Source organism: Planktothrix sp. (genome assembly GCF_046067725.1).
Taxonomy (GTDB): domain Bacteria; phylum Cyanobacteriota; class Cyanobacteriia; order Cyanobacteriales; family Microcoleaceae; genus Planktothrix.
The window spans coordinates 1-3,719 of the sequence record NZ_JBJUDF010000256.1; the positions used below are offsets into that span (position 1 = coordinate 1).

The 3,719-nt window shown below is 39.1% G+C and carries 3 protein-coding genes; all 3 read left to right on the plus strand.

From position 1 onward, the window contains the following. Positions 1-540: 540 nt before the first annotated feature. The 3 genes from ACKPEB_RS15925 (at position 541) to ACKPEB_RS15935 (ending at position 3,558) form a co-directional block, all read left to right on the plus strand. Entirely contained in the window at positions 541-2,496 is a 1,956-nt protein-coding gene (locus tag ACKPEB_RS15925) for a phosphodiester glycosidase family protein (protein ID WP_408965919.1), read from the plus strand. Positions 2,497-2,741: 245 nt separating this feature from the next. Further along, a complete protein-coding gene (locus ACKPEB_RS15930; RefSeq protein WP_408965920.1) occupies positions 2,742-3,161 on the plus strand; it encodes a phosphomannose isomerase type II C-terminal cupin domain in 420 nt (139 codons plus the stop codon). A gap of 67 nt (positions 3,162-3,228) precedes the next feature. After that, on the plus strand, positions 3,229-3,558 hold the full coding sequence (locus tag ACKPEB_RS15935) for a HesB/IscA family protein (protein ID WP_408965921.1): 330 nt from the start codon (positions 3,229-3,231) through the stop codon (positions 3,556-3,558). The last annotated feature ends 161 nt before the right edge of the window (positions 3,559-3,719 follow it).

A 3,719-nucleotide genomic window follows, 5' to 3' on the forward strand; every position in this document is an offset into this window, starting at 1 on the left:
TATCCATGTCTTGATTCTATCGAGTGAAGGTAAACGCAGCACTGAGCAAGTAAATATTGACGTGCAGCCTCCAGGGATGGGGCGGGTTAATGATCATGAAATACCGGATGAAATACCGGGTGAAGTGTTGGGCGGGAAACCCCCCCTACTGCGTTTTTCCTTAAATTCTATGTAACAAGCAAGCGTTACATTCTTTACATTAAGAATCAAATTTTAGCCAAAATTTACATAGGGCGGAAAAACTCCACCCTTACTAGCATACACTGAATTGGATCACACTTTGAAACAATTTGAGGATTCTATGACAAAGTGCAGGGTTGACGGTTGACTGTTCACCGATCCGAGTTCATCGTTTGAAGGTGTTAATGATACAACAGTTAACTTAACCCCCCCTGTCATCCTGAACGAAGTGAAGCATCTACAAAGTGAAGCATCTATTGTTAACCTCGAAGATAGTTAGAGATTCTTTGGCTGACGCCAACGCTACGCGAACGCTGCGCTCTGAATGACAATTTTTTTTGTTTACATTTTTGTCAAAATATGCTTGATTTTAATCTAATTCGATCTCAAAAAAATCTGATTTTCTTGTTAAGTTTAATCGGGTTAAGTACCTTCCCGTTTAACACTCTAGCTACAACCGAAACAAACGATTCTTCAACATACGGAAATAGTATTGAATTTAATAACTATTTAATTAATATTCCTTGGCAAATTGATTCAACCAACAGAAATACAAAAAAATCTGTACAAATTAGTGATATTGGATTAATGCAGAATCTCGGAGTGAATCTACTTAATACCAATAATAGTTCTCAACAACCGATTCAATGGTTTTCTGATTCAGTTATTTTATCGGCTCAATATATTCGCCCTTATCGCTATTTAGATTTATCGAATTTTCCTGCAAGTTATCAATGGGAAATTCAACCCAATGGAACGACTTTAAAAATTACAGTTCCTTTATCAACGATTCAATCTATCCGTTCTGAACCTCTATCTTTAGACCCAAATTTACCTCCAACCTCTTCTACATTTTCCCTTAAAAAAATTATTATTGAACTCGATAAACCCACTTTCTGGCAACAACCGATTCCAGATCTTCAAAAGCGATCGCCTTCTCCTACTCCTCAACCTTCCTCCCCACCTCTAACCGATGATCCAACGGTTCAAAATCAAACTAAACCTACTCAACCTTCTCCCCCAACTTTACAAGATTGGAGTTTAATTATAGAGGCAAAAGCTCATCCTAAACTGTTATCTAATAACACTTCTAATATAAAATTACAATCCCAAAATTCTCAAACTCGTCTGCAATTTAGCATTCCTCCGGGTTGGCGACCTGTGGTAACAAGCTTAGACTCTCCCTATCGTTTAATTGTAGAACCTAAACCTGATTTTTTAGAGCCTAAAAATATTCTATGGCAACCGGGGATTAGATGGAGACAGGAGTATATTGAAATTCCTAAAATAGAGAGTTCTTTCGGGTCTTTACTCAATCGAATTTTTAAGACTCCAGAATCATCTATCGAAAAGTTTCCCGTCTATTGGTTAGAAGTTGACTTAAATCAACCCGAAATTAATTTAATTCCTATTTTAAGTAATCTTAATTCTCGCCAAGGAACTTCACCCTTATTAGATATAGCTCAAAAAGCAGAGGTTTCAGCAGCCATTAATGGCGGATTTTTTAATCGCAATAATCAATATCCTTTAGGTGCGATTCGGTTGAATAATAACTGGTTATCGAGTCCAATATTAAATCGAGGTGCGATGGCTTGGGGAGGAAGTCAACCTTTAATGATGAATCGTTTAATCTTAAAAGAAACTATAACAACAGATTCGGGTCAAACCTTACCTTTACAATATCTCAATAGTGGTTATGTAGAAGCCGGAATTTCACGTTATACTTCTGATTGGGGAACCCATTATACTCCGATTAACAATCAAGAAAAAATTATAGTTGTTGAGAATAACCAAATTACTCGTTATATTGATGCCCCAAAATCGGGATCACCTGCTATTCCTATTCCCGTGCAAGGTTATTTATTAGTTGTCCGAAATCGTCCTGAATTATTAAATTTATTACCCATCGGAACTCGTTTACAATTACAGAGTCAAACTGATCCCCCAGATTTTCAAAATTATCCTAATATTTTAGGAGCAGGGCCGTTATTAATTCAAAATCGTCAAATTGTTTTAGATGCAGCCCTAGAACGATTTAATCCCGCCTTTCAACAACAAAAAGCCATCCGCAGTGCCATTGCAATTACTCCTAATAATACTTTACTCATACTAGCCGTTCATAACCGCCCCAATGGTTCTGGCCCCAGTTTATCCGAACTCGCTCGAATTCTGCAAAAATTAGAAGCAGTAACCGCTTTAAATTTAGACGGAGGAAGTTCCACCAGTCTCTATCTAGGAGGATATTATTTAGACCGCCCTTTCCCCACAGTTGCACCTGTTCATAACGGCTTAGGAATTGTCATCAATCATCAATAATCAGCTAACAGTCAACACCCAACAGTCAACCTTTAACTATCAATTTTTACGAAATTTCTGTAAAGATTTGACCAGAGCTAGATTAAAGACGATTATGATAGTGACAGCAGCCAGAGTGCATTTACTATGGTGGTTGTGGTGGCTCTTCTTAGAGATGTCCAGATTCGCCCAAGTGTTCACCAATACCACCCTAAGTTTGAACCGCAATGGAACTTCCGTCAAATCGTTGATAAGGAAATAGAATCATGGTAGCAGTCAAGGAAAGTGTTGAAACTTCTAAACCCTCCATCGAGAATAATATCCCTAGTGTATGCAATGCCACCACTGAATTGAGACCTTGGGGCTCATTTACCACCCTGGAAGAAGGGCCAGGATATAAAATTAAGCGAATTGAAGTCAAACCGGGTCATCGTCTAAGTTTACAAATGCACCATCATCGCAGTGAACATTGGATTGTAGTGGCTGGAACTGCTAGAGTTGTCTGTGGAGATTCTGAAGAAATTTTATTCTCCAACCAATCTACTTATGTTCCTCAATGTATGTCTCACCGCTTGGAAAATCCCGGTGTCATTCCCCTTGTGTTAATCGAAGTTCAAAATGGGGAATATTTGGGAGAGGATGATATTATTCGGTTCCAAGACGACTATTCTCGAACTCCTGCATAGAGATGACTAGAACGCCATCTCCCTGATAATCTGAAAATGAGTTAACGTTTTTGCGAGCAGGTGTTCCATGATTTCTCTTAGTCCAGCAGCTACCCGTGAAGTTCTGCGCCTAAAGTCCAAGCAAAATAATCCTCATCTCCTCTTTCGTCTTGGAGTTCAAAAAGGGGGTTGCTGTGACTGGTCATATATCATGGAATTTGAGGAAACACGCCAATCGAGTGATATCGTTTATCAGTCTAATGGGATTGAAATTGTAGTCGCGCCTGAAACGTTAAAATACCTAGAAAACTTAACAATTGACTATTCCGAGGATTTAATGGGAGGTGGATTTCGGTTTCAAAACCCCAACGCCTCCCAAAGCTGTAGTTGTGGCTATTCCTTCGTAACTCAAGCTTAACCGCAAACACGGTAAAGACGGATACAGCAAATCCAGAGCCATGTGCTCTTTAATTATTTTATTATTTTCCCCATTCCCCATTCCCCATTCCCTATTCCCTATTCCCTATTCCCCATTCCCTGTTCCCTGTTCCCTGTTCCCTGTTCCCTCCTCCCTCCTCC